Origin of the sequence: Escherichia sp. F1, assembly GCF_046764225.1 — a bacterium.
GTDB classification, from domain to species: domain Bacteria; phylum Pseudomonadota; class Gammaproteobacteria; order Enterobacterales; family Enterobacteriaceae; genus Escherichia; species Escherichia coli.
In genome coordinates this window covers 3,846,595-3,865,724 of the sequence record NZ_CP177202.1, presented here as the reverse complement: position 1 = coordinate 3,865,724, position 19,130 = coordinate 3,846,595, and the positions used below count along the sequence as shown (strand labels likewise).

The following is a 19,130-nucleotide window of genomic DNA, read 5'->3' as shown; positions in this document are numbered from 1 at the left end:
GGCCCTAAACACAACACCCACTCACCACAACCTAAACTCATCCGCATCCCGCCATGCCGGAAACTTTTCTCTATATTCCCGCAATGCCACCATCGACAGCTCCGCATCAATGCGCGTTGCCTGATGCGCGTCGGCAGTAGCGATAATCTCGCCCTGTGGATTAATCACCCTGCTGTCACCACGATAATGGCAGCCGTTGCCATCGCTGCCGACGCGATTGCATCCCGCCACATACGCCTGATTCTCAATCGCGCGGGCCGTCAGCAATGCCTGCCAGTGCAGAGAGCGCGGAGCAGGCCAGTTGGCGACGTACAGGGCGAGGTCATAATCGTTGAGATTGCGCGACCACACCGGAAAACGTAAGTCGTAGCACACCAGCGGCAAAATACGCCAGCCGCGCCATTCCACAATCACTCGCGCATTGCCCGCTTTATAATGCAGATGCTCATCTGCCATTCGGAACAGATGACGCTTATCATAAAAATGTACCGTGCCGCCCGGCTCAACCAGCAAAAAGCGGTTAACCGAACCAGACTCCGTTTGTAATGCAACACTGCCTGCAATCAGCGCATTGCACTGCTGCGCTTTGGCTGTCATCCAGTTCACTACGTCATCTTGTGCTAGCGACGAAGCTGCCGCTTCCATGGCAAAGCCGCTGGTAAACATCTCCGGTAGAACGATCACATCGCGTCCGGTAATACCTTCCAGTTGACGATCAAAATGACGCAGGTTGGCAGGACCATCCATCCACACCAGTGGTTGCTGTAAAAGCGTAATCTTCAAACCAGGCACGGTGTACAACTCCTTTATGTGAAGGGTTTTATAACTCTAACACCTTATCAGGCAGTTGCCTTAGCGCAGAATAAATTGATAACAAATGCTGATATTGGAAATATCTGATTTGCAAATTATCGTGTTATCGCCAGGCTTTAGGAGGTTAATAACATGGGCAGGATAAGCTCGGGAGGAATGATGTTTAAGGCAATAACGACAGTCGCCGCTCTGGTCATCGCCACCAGTGCAATGGCGCAGGATGATTTAACCATTAGCAGCCTTGCAAAGGGCGAAACCACCAAAGCTGCGTTTAATCAGATGGTGCAAGGGCATAAGCTGCCTGCCTGGGTGATGAAAGGCGGGACTTATACCCCTGCACAAACCGTAACGTTGGGAGATGAGACGTATCAGGTGATGAGCGCGTGCAAACCGCATGACTGTGGCTCGCAACGTATCGCTGTGATGTGGTCCGAGAAATCTAATCAGATGACGGGGCTGTTCTCGACTATTGATGAGAAAACGTCGCAAGAGAAACTCACCTGGTTGAATGTGAACGATGCGCTTTCGATTGATGGTAAAACGGTGCTGTTCGCGGCGTTGACCGGCAGCCTGGAAAACCATCCGGATGGCTTTAATTTTAAATAATTAGCGGATAAAGAAACGGAGCCTTTCGGCTCCGTTATTCAATTACGCGGCTTCAACTTTCCGCACTTTCTCCGGCAACTTTACCGGCTTCGTCGCCAGCTCTTCCGGATCAAAGTCATCAACGTTAATACTGCGCAGACGGCTTTCTTCAGCTTTCACCAGAATAGCGGCTTCATCTTTATCAATCAGCCCCTTCGTCAGCGCGTTGTGCGCCAGTTCATCCAGACGGGTAAATGGCAGATTTTTACCCAGCTCTTTACAGATCCGCTGATGAATTGGATCGGCGGCAATCACATCCACCAACGCCTCTTCCAGTAAACCAACCGGATTATGCTCGCTCGGCGTCAGGTACTGACCGCGACCAATACGTGAGCGAGTGGCGTTCGGCACTTGTAAAATCTTCGCCACTTTATGATCCAGCTTGTCAGACGGTGCCAGATAATGACGTCCGGTCGGGAAGATCACTACATTCAGCAGCCCGGCAACCACGCGGTTCGGGAAGTTTTGCAGTAAATCGTCCATCGCCTGTTCTGCCTGATACAGCGCATCCTGTACGCCCCAGTGCACCAGCGGCAGGTCGGCTTCATTACGGCCTTCGTCGTCATAACGCTTCAGAACGGCAGAGGCGAGGTAAAGCTGGCTTAAAATATCCCCCAGACGTGCCGAGATACGCTCGCGACGTTTCAGGCTGCCGCCCAGCACAGCCATCGAGACATCAGAAAGCAGGGCGAGGTTGGCGCTCAGGCGGTTCAGGTGCTGATAGTAGCGTTTAGTGGCATCGCCGGTTGGCGTGCTGCTGGTTAAACCGCGCGTCAGGCCCAGCCAGAAGCTGCGAACTTTGTTGCTACCGACGTGACCGATATGTTTAAACAGGAGTTTATCGAACGCGTTGACGTCATTGTTCTTCGCCGCTTCCATCTCTTCCAGCACGTACGGATGGCAACGAATCGCTCCTTGTCCGAAGATCATCATGCTGCGGGTCAGAATGTTAGCCCCTTCAACGGTGATGGCAATCGGTGCGCCCTGGTAAGCACGGGCCAGGAAGTTGCTCTGCCCGAGCATAATGCCTTTGCCACCAGTGATATCCATCGCATCAATAATCGACTGCTGCCCACGGTGGGTACAGTGATACTTAACGATAGCCGACAGCACGGCAGGTTTTTCACCGAGCATAATGCCGTAGGTAATCAGCGATGCCGCAGCATCCATTACATAAGCGTTTCCGGCAATACGCGCCAGCGGCTCTTCAATCCCTTCCATCTTACCAATAGAGATTTTGAACTGACGGCGGATGTGCGCATACGCACCCGTTGCCAGCGCTACCGATTTCACGCCGCCGGTTGAGTTGGAAGGCAGGGTGATGCCGCGGCCTACCGAGAGGCACTCCACCAGCATCCGCCAGCCTTGCCCGGCCATTTTCGGCCCGCCGATGATGTAATCGATCGGCACGAACACATCTTTACCTCGCGTCGGTCCGTTCTGGAACGGTACGTTCAGCGGGAAGTGGCGACGACCAATTTCCACGCCCGGCGTGGTAGTCGGGATCAGCGCACAGGTAATACCTAAATCTTCTGCGCCACCCAGCAGTTTTTCCGGGTCGGAGAGTTTAAATGCCAGGCCAAGCACAGTCGCAATCGGTGCCAGCGTAATGTAACGCTTGTTCCAGGTCAGACGCATGCCCAGCACCTGCTGGCCCTGCCATTCGCCCATGCAGACAATCCCGGTGTCCGGAATCGCGCCCGCATCGGAACCCGCTTCCGGGCTGGTCAGTGCAAAGCAAGGGATCTCCTGACCACGCGCCAGACGTGGCAGATAGTGATCTTTCTGCTCATCAGTGCCGTAATGTTGCAGTAGCTCGCCCGGGCCTAATGAGTTCGGCACGCCGACGGTAATCGCCAGGATCCCGCTCACGCCGGAGAGTTTTTGCAGTACGCGAGACTGGGCATAAGCCGAGAACTCCAGCCCGCCGTACTCTTTTTTGATGATCATCGCGAAGAAACGATGCTCTTTAAGGTACGCCCACAACTCCGGCGGCAGATCCGCCAGCTCATGAGTAATCTGGAAATCATTCGCCATCCGGCAGGCTTCTTCTACCGGGCCGTCGAGAAACGCTTGCTCTTCTGCGGTCAGGCGCGGCTGCGGATAGTTATGCAGCTTTTTCCAGTCCGGCTTGCCCTGGAACAAGTCGCCCTCCCACCAGGTGGTGCCCGCATCAATCGCTTCTTTCTCAGTGCGCGACATCGGCGGCATTACCTTACGGAAACCGCGAAATACCGGCGCGGAAATCATCGACTTACGCATAGGCGCAAAGTTAAATGGCACGAGGATAATGGCCAGAGGCACCAGTACCCACGCCGACCACAGACCAGCAATGCCGAGGGCGGCTGTCCAGGCGAGCAAAATCAGACTGCTGATAAATAAGCTCACGCGGTGATAGAACAACGCGCCGAGCAGGACAACCGTAGCGAGAACACTCAAAATCATCATAACGAAAAGCCCCTTACTTGTAGGAGGTCTGACCACTTGTGATGATATGGTTGTAGTGGATGTAAAAACATTTAGCAATGTGTTTACAATATAATTACAACAAAGCTCACATTGTTGCTGTTTTTATCCGCACTTCAGGTCAAAAAGTCCTGGTCATAGCACCTGCCCGTACTTCTCGCTTTTGGCGGTATCCGGTACACTGCATTTTGTCTATTACATTTATGCTGAAGGATATCCTCATGTACCAGGATCTTATTCGTAACGAACTGAACGAAGCGGCGGAAACGCTGGCTAACTTTTTAAAAGATGACGCCAATATTCACGCCATTCAGCGCGCGGCGGTCCTGTTAGCAGACAGCTTTAAAGCCGGTGGCAAAGTGCTTTCCTGTGGCAACGGCGGCTCCCATTGCGACGCTATGCACTTTGCCGAAGAGTTGACCGGTCGCTACCGTGAAAACCGTCCGGGCTACCCGGCGATTGCCATTTCTGACGTTAGTCATATTTCCTGCGTCGGTAACGATTTTGGTTTCAATGATATTTTCTCCCGTTACGTTGAAGCGGTAGGTCGCGAAGGCGATGTACTGCTGGGGATCTCCACCTCCGGTAACTCTGCAAACGTGATCAAAGCGATCGCAGCGGCGCGTGAGAAGGGGATGAAAGTGATCACCTTGACCGGTAAAGATGGCGGCAAAATGGCTGGCACGGCGGATATCGAAATTCGCGTACCGCACTTTGGTTATGCCGACCGCATTCAGGAGATTCACATTAAAGTTATCCATATCCTGATCCAGTTAATTGAAAAAGAGATGGTTAAGTAAGGTCTTTTCTCCCTTTCAGGGAGAGGGCCGGGGTGAGGGTAACAGCCTGCACCTTTTTACTTTTTAATCAATCTTCGCCGGGGGCCATGTGCTCCCGCTGTTGTGGAGGTTACCCATGTGCGAATTGCTCGGGATGAGCGCCAACGTCCCTACCGATATCTGCTTTAGTTTCACCGGTCTGGTACAGCGTGGTGGTGGAACCGGGCCACATAAAGATGGCTGGGGCATCACCTTTTACGAAGGTAAAGGCTGTCGCACATTTAAAGATCCACAACCCAGCTTTAATTCCCCCATCGCCAAACTTGTCCAGGACTACCCGATAAAATCCTGTTCGGTGGTGGCTCATATTCGCCAGGCGAATCGGGGCGAGGTGGCGCTGGAAAATACTCACCCGTTTACCCGCGAGTTATGGGGGCGTAACTGGACTTATGCCCATAATGGGCAACTGACGGGCTATAAATCACTGGAAACCGGCAACTTCCGCCCGGTCGGTGAAACCGACAGCGAAAAAGCCTTCTGCTGGCTCCTGCATAAATTAACGCAGCGTTACCCGCGCACACCGGGCAACATGGCGGCAGTGTTTAAATATATCGCCTCACTGGCGGATGAACTGCGGCAGAAGGGCGTTTTCAACATGCTGCTTTCTGACGGGCGCTATGTAATGGCGTATTGCTCGACTAATTTACACTGGATCACCCGCCGCGCGCCGTTTGGCGTGGCAACGTTGCTGGATCAGGATGTGGAAATCGACTTCAGCTCGCAGACCACACCGAATGATGTGGTCACGGTGATTGCGACACAGCCGCTGACGGGCAATGAAACCTGGCAAAAGATTATGCCAGGCGAATGGCGCTTATTTTGCCTCGGGGAGCGTGTAGTTTGATGCCAGCTGTGGCTGCACAACTTCGTGGCTTAACGGCTTGCTGACCACGTAACGACCATTGACCACAGAAACGGTCGGTGGCTTACGGGTTTGCTCAAAGTAGTCGTAACCCGGCTTCAGCTGCTCCCAGAAGTCCTTAAAGTTGGAATATTTATGGCGCTTCATATTGGCGTCGGTCATGCGGAACGGGTAAATACTCACTTGCACGCTCGGCTGACCAAAAACCAGCGCACCAGTAACGAACTGGAAGATCTCATCAATACCCTGATTGGTCATCGCGTAGCAGCCGATGGAAACACAATCGCCGTGGATCATCAGATATTTCCCTTCATAACCATGCGCACGGTCATAGGCATTGGGGAATCCAATATTAATCGCCTTGTAGTAACGGCTGTCTGGTTTTAACTGATTACGCTGGACGCTATAAAACCCTTCCGGGCTTTTGAAATCGCCCTGACGCTGTTTTGGCCCCAAGCCGCCGGAATATTTACAGATTTTATAGCTGTCGAGCAGTTGATATTGCTCGCCCATTTTGACGTAGAGATCGAGCGTACGTTCTTCCTTGAAGATCTGGATGTAGACAGGGGATCCCATCAACTGCTGCTTATACTCTTTGCTCACTGGCGTGGTCGAGCTACTGCTGCCCAGCAAACCGGCAAACGAAACGCACGGGATCAACAACATCGCAAGAATTAATGCGATTTTACGCATACTGCTTATTCCTTGATAAAACGGTTACACACGCCAGGACGGCAAAATAGATCCCAAATCGGAATAGTCTGGATTTGGAAGGCTCACATTATCACCAAAAGAGTTTTACGCAAGCCTGTCGGCGCAGGGTTTACAAATTTAGCACAGGGGCAGTTTTCAATAGTCCGAAAAGCGCATGTATCATTTATTTCCTAAGATTATGAAACCTCAATAGTAATATGCAAATAAGCAATTAATAATCCCGTTTACTCCTCCGGTCTTTTAAAATTCTCACCTTCATTCAGCCGGTTTATGTCCTTCATGTCTTCGTTCTTGCTCGGCAGATTTCTGCATCCAGGCGTGTTTTCGTTATGCGTTTTGCTCCCTTTACTCGCCAGCGCCACCACATCACATATCTCATTCAGCTACGCCGCCCGCCAGCGGATGCAAAACCGTGCGCGTTTATTAAAACAGTACCAAACCCATCTGAAAAAACAGGCCAGCTATATTGTGGAAGGCAATGCCGAAAGCAGAAAGGCGCTGCGCCAGCACAACCGCGAACAGATAAAACAGCATCCAGAATGGTTTCCTGCGCCGCTCAAGGCAAGTGACAGACGCTGGCAGGCGCTGGCGGAGAACAACCATTTCTTAAGCAGCGACCATCTACACAACATCACCGAAGTGGCGATTCACCGCCTGGAGCAGCAGCTTGGCAAGCCTTACGTCTGGGGCGGCACGCGGCCCGATCAAGGCTTCGACTGTAGCGGGTTGGTTTTTTATGCCTACAACAAGATCCTCGAGGCGAAACTCCCACGCACGGCTAATGAGATGTATCACTATCGCCGGGCAACCATTGTGGCGAATAACGACCTGCGCCGGGGAGATTTGCTGTTTTTTCATATCCACAGCCGCGAGATTGCCGACCATATGGGCGTGTATCTGGGCGATGGACAGTTTATTGAGTCGCCGCGCACCGGGGAAACCATACGGGTAAGTCGGTTAGCTGAACCTTTCTGGCAGGACCATTTTTTAGGCGCGCGCCGGATTTTGACGGAAGAGACGATTTTGTAAATGGGTAATATTGACGAACTGGCAAAAGGTCGGATGCCACGCGGCATCCGACCTGTTTACATCTGGGCTGAAAACTCACGTTCTAAGACATCAACAATGAGCTGGTTTTTTGAAATGGAATGTTGTCTGGCGACGATGGTCAGCCGCGAATCAATGTGATGAGGAACACGAAGCGTCAGCCGTTTTTGCTCTTCTTCTTCACGAAAAGGGGCAATACCGTCCTCTTCACAATCCGCCATCCACTCATCCAGCGCGCTTTCGCCTTCACGATATAATGCCTCAATACTTGTGGCTACAAAGTCACAATAACCGTTTACATTGAGGAACTTGCCGCGAAATGCGTTGATATCGGCTTCAAATGTCACTGCGGCTGGTTGACCTTTAATTGTGATAATGTTCGATGCTTTATTCATAATCTACCCCTACACAGTTAACAAACCACTCCTTAAGACCTGCTACTGCGCCTTTATCCATCACATTCTTTGGATGTGGCTCATGTGTGCTGAATTTGGTCGTTCCAATCTGAAATTTTCGTCTGGAGCCGTTGTTATTTTTTATTGTTCCACCCACAGCTTTAATGAGTGCAACAACATCATCCCATTTAATTCCAGATTTTGGCGGCTCCGTCATTACATCGTCGAATGTTTTTCTATGACGAGAGCCTAGCGCGCTGACCTTAATCATACTATCAATCCATGACGTCATTGTATGGTGTCATCGTAGTCTCTTTGCAGTGTGACGTCAATTAATGGTGTCAGGTGCTGCAAAGCATGGAAAAGATTCCTCAATCAACTCAACGCCCCCATAATCTTCAACTCCAGCTCATCCGGCACTTCGTTATACGACAGCACATGCAGCCCCGGCGCAAACAATCTCGCATAGCGCGCCAGCAAAGGACGCAACTGCGGCGGCACCAGCAGCACCGGATCTTTCCCCGCCGCTTTCATCTGCTCCTTCACCTGCGGCATCGTGATCTGAAACTGGTTGAGCATATTCGGGTCAACCGGTACGCTGTCGAGCATCACTTTCCCGCCCTGTTGCGCCTGATTCACCACGTTGGTCAGCAGATTTTCCAGCTCATTATTCAGCGTATACACCGCCAGCTCCTGCTTGCGAACGAACGGATGGGTAATGCTGCGCCGCAATGCCAGGCGTACATCGGCCGCCAGCAGGATATGATCTTTGGTCACTGTGCTACTGGCGACCAGCACGGTGGCGATGGTGACGATATCGCGCAGGGAAACGCCTTCGGTCAGCAGCGCGCGATACACTTTCAGCAACTGGCTGTAATTGAGCGCCGCGCTTAAGTCTTCCGCCAGTCGCGGTGCCATCGACGACAAACGGTTATGCAACTGCGTGATGTCATCATAGTTAAACAAATCAGGAATATAGCTGCGGACAATCTTGTTCACATGGGTGGCAATCACGCTGGCGCTGTCGATCACCTGATACCCCATATTCAGCGCCTTCGCTTTCTGCGCGGGCTGGATCCAGGTCACCGGCATCCCGTACGCCGGGTCGTTCCCCAGCACGCCGTCAATCTCGCCGTAGGTTTCGCTGGAGGGCAGGGCCATCAGTTTATCCGCCGGAATATCCGCTTCATCAGCCTTAATGCCATTGATGAAAATGGCGTACTGGCTGGGCTTGAGGCGGAAGTTTTCCCGAATACGGATCTCCGGCAGCAGCACGCCGTTGCCGTCGGAAATCACCTGCCGCACGCCGCGAATCCGCTGGGTGAGCGGGTTACCTTGGGCTTTATCGACTAGCGCCACCAGCTTGTAGCCGAGGCTTAAGCTGATGGGCTCGATCAGCGGAATGGTTTCCCAACTGACCTGTTGCTCGCTGGTTTCGGTGATGGTTCGGGTCAGCGTTTCGAGGCTTTTCTCCTCCGCCTCCGCCGCCTGCGGGCGTTTGCTCATCCGCCAGCCGGTAAAGCCAAGCAGGGCGCTGAACAGCAAAAATGGCAGATGCGGCATCCCCGGCACCACCGCCAGCACAAACATGATCCCGGTGGCGGTGTAGAGCACCGACGGGCTTGCCAGCAGCTGGTGGCGCACGTCATGGGCGATATCGCCGTTGTCGCTGACGCGGGTGACGATAATTGCCGCTGCGGTGGAGAGCAGCAGGGACGGGATCTGCGCCACCAGCCCGTCGCCGATGGTCATCAGCACATACTGCTGGAAGGCGGCGTCGGCGCTCAGGTTGTATTTGAAGATGCCGATACAGACGCCGCCGATCAGGTTGATCGCCAGAATCATCATCCCGGCGATGGCGTCCCCGCGCACAAACTTCGATGCCCCGTCCATCGCGCCGTAGAAATCGGCCTCGCTGGCAACATCTTTACGCCGGGTTTGCGCCTGCGCCTGGTTGATCAACCCAGCGTTAAGATCGGCGTCAATCGCCATCTGTTTACCGGGCATCGCGTCTAAGGTAAAGCGGGCAGAAACCTCGGAAATACGCTCGGCCCCTTTGGTGACGACGATAAAGTTGATTGTCAACAGCGTCAGTAAATCCGAGCGTGAAAGCATTATCGCCGCGCTGCACGGGCAGTCGATTTTCAATGGCGGCGGGTTGTCGCCGTTAAATAAAATCAGCCCGTCTCATCCGTCAAAACCTGCCACCGTGGCAGTGCCGGAAGAGACGGAGAAAAAAGCGCGCGACCTCAACGAGAAAACGGCGCTGCTGAAGAAGAAATCAGCCACCGAGCTTGGTGAGCTGGCAACCAGTATCAACACCATCGCCCGTGATGCGCATATGGAAGCGAATCTGGAGATGGAGATTGTTCCCCAGGGACTGCGCGTGCTGATTAAAGATGACCAGAACCGCAATATGTTTGAACGCGGCAGCGCGCAGATTATGCCGTTCTTTAAAACTTTGCTGGTGGAGTTAGCGCCGGTTTTTGATTCGCTCGACAATAAGATCATCATCACCGGGCATACCGATGCGATGGCCTACAAAAACAATATCTACAACAACTGGAACCTTTCGGGCGATCGCGCGCTTTCGGCCCGTCGGGTGCTGGAAGAGGCCGGAATGCCGGAAGATAAAGTGATGCAGGTAAGCGCAATGGCGGACCAGATGCTGCTGGATGCCAAAAATCCGCAAAGCGCGGGCAACCGGCGCATTGAGATTATGGTGCTGACCAAAAGTGCGTCCGATACGCTGTATCAATACTTTGGTCAGCATGGGGATAAAGTGGTGCAGCCGCTGGTGCAAAAGCTGGATAAGCAGCAGGTGCTTTCGCAGCGAACGCGCTAGATGCTGAATCTTTACGCATTTCTCAAACTCTGAAATCACTGTATACTTTACCAGTGTTGAGAGGTGAGCAATGCGTAAAATCATTCATGTGGATATGGACTGCTTTTTCGCAGCGGTGGAGATGCGCGACAATCCTGCCCTGCGCGATATCCCTATTGCTATTGGCGGCAGCCGCGAACGTCGGGGGGTGATCAGCACCGCCAATTATCCCGCGCGTAAATTTGGCGTACGTAGCGCTATGCCGACAGGGATGGCACTCAAATTATGCCCACATCTCACGCTGCTTCCAGGGCGCTTTGACGCCTACAAAGAAGCCTCAAATCATATCCGCGAAATTTTCTCGCGCTATACCTCGCGCATTGAACCGTTGTCACTGGATGAGGCTTATCTCGATGTCACCGATAGCGTCCATTGCCACGGTTCTGCGACCCTCATCGCCCAGGAAATCCGTCAGACGATCTTTAACGAGCTGCAACTGACGGCATCTGCGGGCGTTGCGCCGGTAAAGTTTCTCGCCAAAATTGCTTCCGACATGAATAAACCCAACGGTCAGTTTGTGATTACTCCGGCAGAAGTTCCGGCATTTCTGCAAACCTTACCGCTGGCAAAAATTCCCGGCGTCGGCAAAGTCTCAGCGGCAAAGCTGGAAGCGATGGGACTACGAACCTGCGGTGATGTGCAAAAGTGTGATCTGGTGACTCTGCTCAAACGTTTTGGCAAATTTGGCCGCATTTTGTGGGAGCGTAGTCAGGGGATTGACGAGCGCGACGTTAACAGCGAACGGTTGCGAAAATCCGTCGGCGTGGAACGCACGATGGCGGAAGATATTCATCACTGGTCTGAATGTGAAGCGATTATCGAGCGGCTGTATCCGGAACTTGAACGCCGTCTGGCAAAGGTAAAACCTGATTTACTGATTGCTCGCCAGGGGGTGAAATTAAAGTTCGACGATTTCCAGCAAACCACTCAGGAGCACGTCTGGCCGCGGCTGAATAAAGCTGATCTAATCGCCACCGCGCGTAAAACCTGGGATGAACGTCGCGGCGGGCGCGGTGTGCGACTGGTGGGGCTGCATGTGACGTTGCTTGACCCTCAAATGGAAAGACAACTGGTGCTGGGATTATGAATAACATACAAATAAGAAACTATCAGCCTGGCGATTTTCAGCAACTATGCGCTATTTTCATTAGAGCGGTTACGATGACCGCCAGTCAGCATTATTCACCACAACAAATTGCCGCCTGGGCGCAGATTGACGAATCTCGCTGGAAGGAGAAACTCGCGAAATCACAAGTGTGGGTTGCGATCATTAATGCACAACCGGTTGGTTTTATTTCCCGCATTGAACATTATATCGATATGTTATTTGTTGACCCTGAATACACCCGCCGTGGGGTTGCCAGCGCTTTGTTAAAACCTTTGATTAAGTCTGAATCCGAACTAACGGTAGATGCCAGCATAACCGCAAAACCCTTTTTTGAACGTTATGGTTTTCAGACAGTTAAGCAGCAGCGCGTTGAATGCCGGGGAGCGTGGTTTATTAATTTTTATATGCGTTATAAACCGCAACATTAAATCCAGCTTGCAATGAAAATAACGCCCGCCTAATATGTGCGCGTTTTCTTATTCCACAAACTGCAAGGAGGTAAATCATGACAAATCCTTTATCAATGACTCTTTGCAGACCTTTCCAGGATTAATTCTTTTTTTCTTGCCCTGGATTCGTCTGCCATTTCCTGATTTTTAATATTTATATACTCTAAATAATTCGAGTTGCAGGAAGGCGACAAGCGAGTGAATCCCCAGGAGCTTACATAAGTAAGTGACTGGGGTGAACGAACGCAGCCGCAGTACATGCAACTTGAAGTATGACGAGTATAAATGGAATGGTACATGGGCAAATATATTCGTCCCTTATCCGATGCGGTATTTACCATCGCATCTGATGACCTGTGGATCGAGAGTTTAGCGATCCAACAATTACACACCACGGCAAATTTACCCAACATGCAGCGCGTAGCAGGGATGCCAGATTTACACCCCGGACGCGGCTACCCGATTGGCGCAGCGTTCTTCTCCGTAGGCCGTTTTTACCCGGCACTGGTCGGCAATGATATCGGCTGTGGCATGGCGCTATGGCAAACAGATATTCTCGCTCGTAAATACAACGCCGATAAGTTTGAAAAGCGATTATCAGCTTTGGATGACGTTGCTGAAGAAAGCTGGCTGGAGGAAAACCTGCCGTCAGCATTTGCACAGCATCCGTGGCGCAGCTCGCTTGGCTCTATCGGTGGCGGAAACCACTTCGCAGAACTGCAACAAGTTGATGAAATCATCGACGCTGAACTGTTTGCATTGGCAGGTCTGGATGCGCAGCATCTGCAACTGCTGGTTCATAGCGGCTCGAGGGGGTTGGGGCAGTCTATTTTACAGCGGCATATTGCCTCGTTTTCGCATCATGGTTTGCCTGAAGGCAGTGACGACGCGCTACGGTATATTGCGGAACATGACGATGCGCTGGCGTTTGCGCGTATTAATCGCCAGCTGATTGCTTTGCGCATAATGCAACAAGTGAAAGCCATGGGAAGTCCGGTTCTGGATGTGGCGCATAACTTTGTTAGCGCGTGTCGAATCGGTGATCAACAGGGCTGGTTGCATCGTAAAGGTGCCACGCCGGATGACAACGGTCTGGTGATTATTCCCGGTTCACGCGGCGATTACTCCTGGCTTGTAGAGCCTGTTGCGAACGAAAAAACGCTCCACTCGCTGGCGCATGGGGCAGGGCGTAAATGGGGGCGCACCGAGTGTAAAGGGCGTCTGGCAGCGAATTACACGGCGACGCAACTCTCGCGTACTGAACTTGGCAGCCGGGTGATTTGTCGCGATAAACAACTCATCTTCGAAGAAGCGCCACAGGCCTATAAATCGGCAGAAAGCGTGGTGCAATGTCTGCTGCAGGCCGGTTTAATTATTCCTGTCGCGCGACTGCGTCCGGTGCTAACGCTCAAAAACAGTGGAGGAAAAAAGGATGATCTTGCTACAAATCTCCTCAGCGCAGGGGCCGGAAGAATGTTGTCTCGCAGTGAAAAAGGCGCTGGACAGGCTGATTAAAGAAGCTACCCGACAAGACGTCGCGGTAACGGTGCTGGAAACAGAAACGGGCCGCTACTCTGACACGCTGCGTTCAGCGCTGGTTTCTCTGGATGGCGATAATGCATGGGCATTAAGCGAAAGTTGGTGCGGCACTATTCAGTGGATTTGTCCGAGTCCGTATCGGCCTCATCATGGGCGCAAAAACTGGTTTCTGGGCATTGGGCGTTTTACCGCTGATGAGCAGGAGCAATCCGATGCGATCCGGTATGAGACGCTGCGTTCGTCGGGGCCGGGCGGTCAACATGTCAATAAAACCGACTCGGCGGTACGCGCCACGCATTTGGCATCCGGGATTAGCGTGAAGGTTCAGTCAGAGCGCAGCCAGCATGCTAACAAACGGCTGGCGCGATTGCTGATTGCCTGGAAGCTGGAGCAGCAGCAACAGAAAAATAGCGCGGCGCTGAAATCGCAGCGGCGAATGTTCCATCACCAGATTGAACGTGGCAACCCGCGACGAACGTTTACAGGGATGGCTTTTGTCGCTGTGTAATTGAGGAATGTCTCCCGCCGTTTTCTACATGAAAGCGGCGGGAAAAACGAAAGGAATCGTCATGTTTATCGGTCATCTTCCGGCTGGTTATTTAATAACTTGTACTTTAGTGAAACGCCTACCGCTGATTTCTCGTCATGCGCGCTGGGCGATGGTTATTGGCTTAGTTGGGGCCATTGCGCCCGATTTTGATCTTTTCTGGTGCTATCTGGTTGATAACGGGCAACGCCATCATCATCTTTACCCGTCTCATTGGCCATTATTATGGTTTGCTCCGCTGGCGGCGACATTAGTCTGGGCCGCAATTGCGAAGAATAAACTTCCGGCGTGGTTGGGCGTGGTGTTTTGCCTGAATAGTATCACCCATTTATTACTCGATACGCTGGTCGGTGATATCTGGTGGCTGATGCCTTTCGTTAACCAACCCTTTGCATTCTTTCATATTACAGCGGTACATCATCCGTGGTGGCTCAATTTTTTATTACACTGGTCGTTTTTACTGGAACTGGCATTAGTGGCTGCCGCCATTGCCATGTGGTGCAGGCGTAATGCCAAAATGGTAAATGCATGAAAAAATTATTCTGACTTTAAGCGGCGTAACATGTTTCCTGGGGGAATTCTCCCGTGGTTAAGTATGCTCTCCTGACTTTGCCCCAGGCTCTGAACATATAAAATTTCTGCTTTTCACCCTTAAGTTCTTTCACGGATTCCAGCGCAAAACTTTCTTTGGTGATCAGAAATTCTCCCCATGAAATATGGTCGCAGCTATATAAATATGCGACCTTTTCATGAGTTTCATAATGTTTTGTTATTTCGATATAGATAGCCATTGGCTTCAAACAGTAGTCCACGCCCGCAGGCGTGGACGTTATCGTTATTACTTCGCCGGAATTTCTTTCAGCAGTTCAGTCAGCAGTGTCCAGTAATGACCAACGCTTTCGATATGAACCTGCTCATCCGGAGAGTGCGGACCGGTGATGGTTGGCCCGATAGAAACCATGTCCATTTCCGGATACGGTTTTTTAAACAGACCACATTCCAGGCCCGCGTGGATAATCTGGATGTTCGGCGTCTTGTTGAACAGACGCTGATAGGTTTCACGCACCAGGTGCATCACCGGAGAATTAGCGTCCGGCTGCCAGCCTGGATACGCGCCTTTCGCTTCGGTTTTCGCGCCAGCCAGTTTACCCAGCGAATCCAGCATGCTCACCACGTAGTCTTTACCGCTGTCGATCAGAGAACGGATCAGGCAGTGAATTTCTACGTTATTGTCAGTCATGGTCACCACACCGACGTTCAGGGAGGTTTCGACCACACCTTTTGCCACGTCGGAGTTGCGGATCACACCGTTTGGGGTGGCGTTCAGCAGACGAATAAAGGTATCGCGAGATTTCGCAATCAGGGCAGCTTTATCGTTCGCAACAGAGTCCAGCAGCAATGCCAGATTTTTCTCTTTCTCTGCCAGCTCGTTTTTCAGGATCTCCTGATAGGTATTCACCAGAGATTTCAGGGCGTCGACTTTATCAGCTGCGACAGCAATGGTCGCAAAGGCTTCACGCGGGATGGCGTTACGCAGTGTGCCGCCGTTGAAATCGATAAGGCGCAGGTCCAGTTCTTCTGCATGACCCGCCAGGAAGCGCACCAGCAGTTTGTTGGCATTACCCAGGCCAACGTGGATTTCACCACCGGAGTGACCGCCTTTCAGGCCTTTTAAGGTTAACTTGAAGGTTTCAAAGCCAGCTGGAACCGCTTCACGATCTAAATGCAGGTTGGAGGTAAAGTCGATACCCCCCGCGCAACCCATGTAGATTTCACCTTCCTCTTCGGAGTCGGTGTTAATCAGAATATCAGCCTGCAACCAGTTGCTCTGTAAGCCAAAAGCACCATCCATACCGGCTTCTTCGGTCATGGTCAGCAGCACTTCCAGCGGGCCGTGAACCACGTTTTCGTCAGCCAGAACCGCCAGCGCAGACGCCATACCAATGCCGTTATCCGCACCCAGCGTGGTGCCGCGCGCTTTAACCCATTCGCCATCAATATAAGGCTGGATAGGATCTTTCGTGAAGTCATGCACGGTGTCGTTATTTTTCTGCGGCACCATATCGAGGTGGGCCTGCAAGACGACCGGTTTACGATTTTCCATACCTGCGGTAGCAGGTTTACGAATCAGGATATTACCTACCTGATCGCGTTCGACATGGAAACCTTTCTCTTTTGCCCAACCAACAATGTATTCAGCGAGTTGCTCTTCATGATAGGACGGGTGAGGAATAGAACAGATTTTGGCAAAAATATCCCACAGCGGCTGTGGAGATAATTGAGACAGTTCAGACACGTTAAGTCTCCTTGTCGATCACCCGCAAAACAGTATTGCAGGTCACAGGGTTAGCAGAAAATGTTGTCAACACAAGACAGGCTTGCGAGATATGTTTGAGAATACCACTTTATCCCGCGTCAGGGAGAGGCAGTGCGTAAAAAGACGCGGACTCATGTGAAATACTGGTTTTTAGTGCGCCAGATCTCTATAATCTCGCGCAACCTATTTTCCCCTCGAACACTTTTTAAGCCGTAGATAAACAGGCTGGGACACTTCACATGAGCGAAAAATACATCGTCACCTGGGACATGTTGCAGATCCATGCACGTAAACTCGCAAGCCGACTGATGCCTTCTGAACAATGGAAAGGCATTATTGCCGTAAGCCGTGGCGGTCTGGTACCGGGTGCGTTACTGGCGCGTGAACTGGGTATTCGTCATGTCGATACCGTTTGTATTTCCAGCTACGATCACGACAACCAGCGCGAGCTTAAAGTGCTGAAACGCGCAGAAGGCGATGGCGAAGGCTTCATCGTTATTGATGACCTGGTGGATACCGGTGGTACTGCGGTTGCGATTCGTGAAATGTATCCAAAAGCGCACTTTGTCACCATCTTCGCAAAACCGGCTGGTCGTCCGCTGGTTGATGATTATGTTGTTGATATCCCGCAAGATACCTGGATCGAACAACCGTGGGATATGGGCGTCGTATTCGTCCCGCCAATCTCCGGTCGCTAATCTTTTCAACGCCTGGCACTGCCGGGCGTTGTTCTTTTTAACTTCAGGCGGGTTACAATAGTTTCCAGTAAGTATTCTGGAGGCTGCATCCATGACACAGGCAAACCTGAGCGAAACCCTGTTCAAACCCCGCTTTAAACATCCTGAAACCTCGACGCTAGTCCGCCGCTTTAATCACGGCGCACAACCGCCTGTGCAGTCGGCCCTTGATGGTAAAACCATCCCTCACTGGTATCGCATGATTAACCGTCTGATGTGGATCTGGCGCGGCATTGACCCACGTGAAATCCTCGACGTCCAGGCGCGTATTGTGATGAGCGATGCCGAACGTACCGACGATGATTTATACGATACGGTGATTGGCTACCGTGGTGGCAACTGGATTTATGAGTGGGCCACCCAGGCGATGGTGTGGCAACAAAAAGCCTGTGCGGAAGAAGATCCGCAACTCAGTGGTCGTCACTGGCTGCATGCGGCTACGTTGTACAACATTGCCGCCTATCCTCATCTGAAAGGAGATGACCTGGCCGAGCAAGCGCAGGCTTTGTCAAACCGCGCCTATGAAGAGGCCGCTCAGCGTCTGCCGGGCACGATGCGGCAGATGGAGTTTACCGTACCCGGCGGTGCGCCCATCACCGGCTTTTTGCATATGCCGAAAGGTGATGGCCCGTTCCCGACAGTATTAATGTGTGGTGGTCTGGATGCGATGCAGACGGACTATTACAGCCTGTATGAACGTTATTTTGCGCCGCGCGGCATTGCGATGCTGACTATTGATATGCCGTCGGTGGGCTTTTCTTCAAAATGGAAGCTCACCCAGGACTCCAGCCTGTTGCATCAGCACGTCGTAAAGGCGCTGCCTAACGTACCGTGGGTAGATCACACTCGCGTCGCGGCCTTTGGTTTCCGTTTCGGCGCTAACGTTGCCGTACGTCTGGCATACCTTGAATCGCCGCGTCTGAAAGCGGTTGCCTGTCTTGGTCCGGTAGTTCATACCCTGTTGAGTGATTTTAAGTGCCAGCAACAGGTGCCGGAAATGTATCTTGACGTTCTGGCGAGTCGTTTGGGTATGCATGATGCTTCCGACGAAGCGTTACGCGTGGAGTTGAATCGCTATTCATTAAAAGTGCAAGGATTGCTGGGACGTCGTTGCCCAACGCCAATGTTATCAGGCTACTGGAAGAACGATCCGTTCAGCCCGGAAGAGGACTCACGCTTAATCACCTCATCATCTGCTGACGGTAAATTGTTAGAGATCCCATTTAACCCGGTGTATCGGAATTTTGACAAAGGTCTTCAGGAAATCACCGACTGGATCGAAAAACGATTGTGTTAAAAATTTGCTAAATTTTACCAATTTGGTAAAACAGTTGCATCACAACAGGAGATTGCAATGACGTTACCGAGTGGACACCCGAAGAGCAGATTGATCAAAAAATTTACCGCACTAGGCCCGTATATTCGTGAAGGTAAGTGCGAAGATAATCGATTCTTTTTCGATTGTCTGGCTGTATGCGTCAACGTGAAACCGGCACCGGAAGTGCGTGAGTTCTGGGGCTGGTGGATGGAACTGGAAGCGCAGGAATCCCGTTTTACCTACAGTTACCAGTTTGGTCTGTTCGATAAAGCAGGCGACTGGACGAGTGTTCCGATAAAAGACACTGAAGTGGTTGAACGACTGGAGCACACCCTGCGTGAGTTTCATGAGAAGCTGCGTGAGCTGCTGGCGACGCTGAATCTGAAGCTGGAACCGGCGGATGATTTTCGTGATGAACCGGTGAAGTTAACGGCGTGAGTGAAATGTGCC

The 19,130-nt window shown here is 51.9% G+C and carries 19 protein-coding genes and 2 pseudogenes; 13 read left to right on the top strand and 8 right to left on the bottom strand.

The annotated features are described in order from the left end of the window. Nucleotides 1–21: 21 nt before the first annotated feature. On the bottom strand, nt 22–792 hold the full coding sequence (gene yafV, locus ACK8NJ_RS18580; protein ID WP_001118043.1) for a 2-oxoglutaramate amidase: 771 nt from the start codon (nt 790–792) through the stop codon (nt 22–24). Between the two features lie 180 nt (nt 793–972). Between yafV and ivy the strand changes: the two genes are divergently transcribed. Then, nucleotides 973–1,419 (top strand): Ivy family C-type lysozyme inhibitor, encoded by a 447-nt coding sequence (ivy, locus tag ACK8NJ_RS18575; protein WP_001308392.1) that lies wholly within the window; start codon nt 973–975, stop codon nt 1,417–1,419. Nucleotides 1,420–1,461: 42 nt separating this feature from the next. Here the strand turns inward: ivy and fadE are convergent, their stop codons facing one another. Then, nucleotides 1,462–3,906, bottom strand: a complete 2,445-nt coding sequence (gene fadE / locus ACK8NJ_RS18570; protein ID WP_328114978.1) for an acyl-CoA dehydrogenase FadE — start codon at nt 3,904–3,906, stop codon at nt 1,462–1,464. Between the two features lie 239 nt (nt 3,907–4,145). Here fadE and lpcA point away from each other — a divergent pair, with 239 nt between their 5' ends. Together lpcA and ACK8NJ_RS18560 are read left to right on the top strand one after the other, a co-directional pair. Next, nucleotides 4,146–4,724 carry a D-sedoheptulose 7-phosphate isomerase gene (gene lpcA, locus ACK8NJ_RS18565; RefSeq protein WP_000284050.1) on the top strand — a complete coding sequence of 193 codons (579 nt, stop codon included), beginning with the start codon at nt 4,146–4,148 and terminating at the stop codon, nt 4,722–4,724. Nucleotides 4,725–4,839: 115 nt separating this feature from the next. After that, the gene (locus ACK8NJ_RS18560; RefSeq protein ID WP_000333380.1) at nt 4,840–5,607 is read left to right on the top strand and encodes a class II glutamine amidotransferase; all 768 of its coding nucleotides are present in this window, start codon (nt 4,840–4,842) and stop codon (nt 5,605–5,607) included. Here the strand turns inward: ACK8NJ_RS18560 and dpaA are convergent. Then, on the bottom strand, nt 5,578–6,318 hold the full coding sequence (gene dpaA, locus ACK8NJ_RS18555; protein ID WP_001225679.1) for a peptidoglycan meso-diaminopimelic acid protein amidase: 741 nt from the start codon (nt 6,316–6,318) through the stop codon (nt 5,578–5,580). The two genes, ACK8NJ_RS18560 and dpaA, sit on opposite strands and share 30 nt — an antisense overlap. 300 nt (nt 6,319–6,618) lie before the next feature. Between dpaA and ACK8NJ_RS18550 the strand changes: the two genes are divergently transcribed. Further along, on the top strand, nt 6,619–7,368 hold the full coding sequence (locus ACK8NJ_RS18550; protein WP_019842499.1) for a C40 family peptidase: 750 nt from the start codon (nt 6,619–6,621) through the stop codon (nt 7,366–7,368). A 56-nt stretch (nt 7,369–7,424) separates the two neighbouring features. Here the strand turns inward: ACK8NJ_RS18550 and ACK8NJ_RS18545 are convergent, their stop codons facing one another. The 3 genes and pseudogenes from ACK8NJ_RS18545 to ACK8NJ_RS18535 form a co-directional block, all read right to left on the bottom strand. Beyond that, nucleotides 7,425–7,781, bottom strand: a complete 357-nt coding sequence (locus ACK8NJ_RS18545) for a type II toxin-antitoxin system HicB family antitoxin (protein WP_001030484.1) — start codon at nt 7,779–7,781, stop codon at nt 7,425–7,427. Further along, nucleotides 7,774–8,052 (bottom strand): type II toxin-antitoxin system HicA family toxin, encoded by a 279-nt coding sequence (locus ACK8NJ_RS18540; protein WP_000598760.1) that lies wholly within the window; start codon nt 8,050–8,052, stop codon nt 7,774–7,776. The genes ACK8NJ_RS18545 and ACK8NJ_RS18540 overlap by 8 nt, the downstream gene beginning before the upstream one ends. Nucleotides 8,053–8,156: 104 nt before the next feature. Next, nucleotides 8,157–9,875: pseudogene (locus ACK8NJ_RS18535) on the bottom strand (flagellar biosynthesis protein FlhA); the annotation flags it as partial. Here ACK8NJ_RS18535 and lafU point away from each other — a divergent pair. The 6 genes and pseudogenes from lafU (at nt 9,841) to ACK8NJ_RS18505 (ending at nt 14,840) form a co-directional block, all read left to right on the top strand. Then, nucleotides 9,841–10,626: a putative lateral flagellar export/assembly protein LafU gene (gene lafU / locus ACK8NJ_RS18530; RefSeq protein ID WP_172950244.1), complete on the top strand. Its 786-nt coding sequence runs from the start codon at nt 9,841–9,843 to the stop codon at nt 10,624–10,626. The pseudogene ACK8NJ_RS18535 and the gene lafU overlap by 35 nt on opposite strands. A gap of 70 nt (nt 10,627–10,696) precedes the next feature. After that, on the top strand, nt 10,697–11,752 hold the full coding sequence (gene dinB / locus ACK8NJ_RS18525; protein WP_001226166.1) for a DNA polymerase IV: 1,056 nt from the start codon (nt 10,697–10,699) through the stop codon (nt 11,750–11,752). Then, nucleotides 11,749–12,201: a GNAT family N-acetyltransferase gene (locus ACK8NJ_RS18520; protein ID WP_085459378.1), complete on the top strand. Its 453-nt coding sequence runs from the start codon at nt 11,749–11,751 to the stop codon at nt 12,199–12,201. The genes dinB and ACK8NJ_RS18520 overlap by 4 nt, the downstream gene beginning before the upstream one ends. A 318-nt stretch (nt 12,202–12,519) precedes the next feature. Continuing rightward, nucleotides 12,520–13,650: pseudogene (locus tag ACK8NJ_RS18515) on the top strand (RNA ligase RtcB family protein); the annotation flags it as partial. Nucleotides 13,651–13,654: 4 nt separating this feature from the next. Then, the gene (gene prfH / locus ACK8NJ_RS18510; protein WP_328115032.1) at nt 13,655–14,269 is read left to right on the top strand and encodes a peptide chain release factor H; all 615 of its coding nucleotides are present in this window, start codon (nt 13,655–13,657) and stop codon (nt 14,267–14,269) included. Nucleotides 14,270–14,330: 61 nt separating this feature from the next. Beyond that, the gene (locus ACK8NJ_RS18505) at nt 14,331–14,840 is read left to right on the top strand and encodes a metal-dependent hydrolase (protein WP_328115033.1); all 510 of its coding nucleotides are present in this window, start codon (nt 14,331–14,333) and stop codon (nt 14,838–14,840) included. Nucleotides 14,841–14,856: 16 nt separating this feature from the next. Here ACK8NJ_RS18505 and ACK8NJ_RS18500 read toward each other — a convergent pair whose 3' ends face one another. Both ACK8NJ_RS18500 and pepD read right to left on the bottom strand, forming a co-directional pair. Beyond that, nucleotides 14,857–15,099 carry a hypothetical protein gene (locus tag ACK8NJ_RS18500; protein ID WP_032157404.1) on the bottom strand — a complete coding sequence of 81 codons (243 nt, stop codon included), beginning with the start codon at nt 15,097–15,099 and terminating at the stop codon, nt 14,857–14,859. Nucleotides 15,100–15,146: 47 nt separating this feature from the next. Continuing rightward, complete coding sequence (gene pepD, locus ACK8NJ_RS18495) at nt 15,147–16,604, bottom strand: cytosol nonspecific dipeptidase (protein WP_001293009.1); 1,458 nt, start codon at nt 16,602–16,604, stop codon at nt 15,147–15,149. 260 nt (nt 16,605–16,864) lie between these two features. Here pepD and gpt point away from each other — a divergent pair, with 260 nt between their 5' ends. The 3 genes from gpt (at nt 16,865) to crl (ending at nt 19,118) form a co-directional block, all read left to right on the top strand. After that, nucleotides 16,865–17,323, top strand: coding sequence for a xanthine phosphoribosyltransferase (gene gpt / locus ACK8NJ_RS18490; protein WP_001291990.1), 459 nt, complete (start codon nt 16,865–16,867; stop codon nt 17,321–17,323). A 91-nt stretch (nt 17,324–17,414) separates the two neighbouring features. Beyond that, nucleotides 17,415–18,659 carry an esterase FrsA gene (frsA, locus tag ACK8NJ_RS18485; protein WP_328115035.1) on the top strand — a complete coding sequence of 415 codons (1,245 nt, stop codon included), beginning with the start codon at nt 17,415–17,417 and terminating at the stop codon, nt 18,657–18,659. 57 nt (nt 18,660–18,716) lie between these two features. Then, on the top strand, nt 18,717–19,118 hold the full coding sequence (gene crl / locus ACK8NJ_RS18480) for a sigma factor-binding protein Crl (RefSeq protein ID WP_000174681.1): 402 nt from the start codon (nt 18,717–18,719) through the stop codon (nt 19,116–19,118). Nucleotides 19,119–19,130 lie beyond the last annotated feature (12 nt).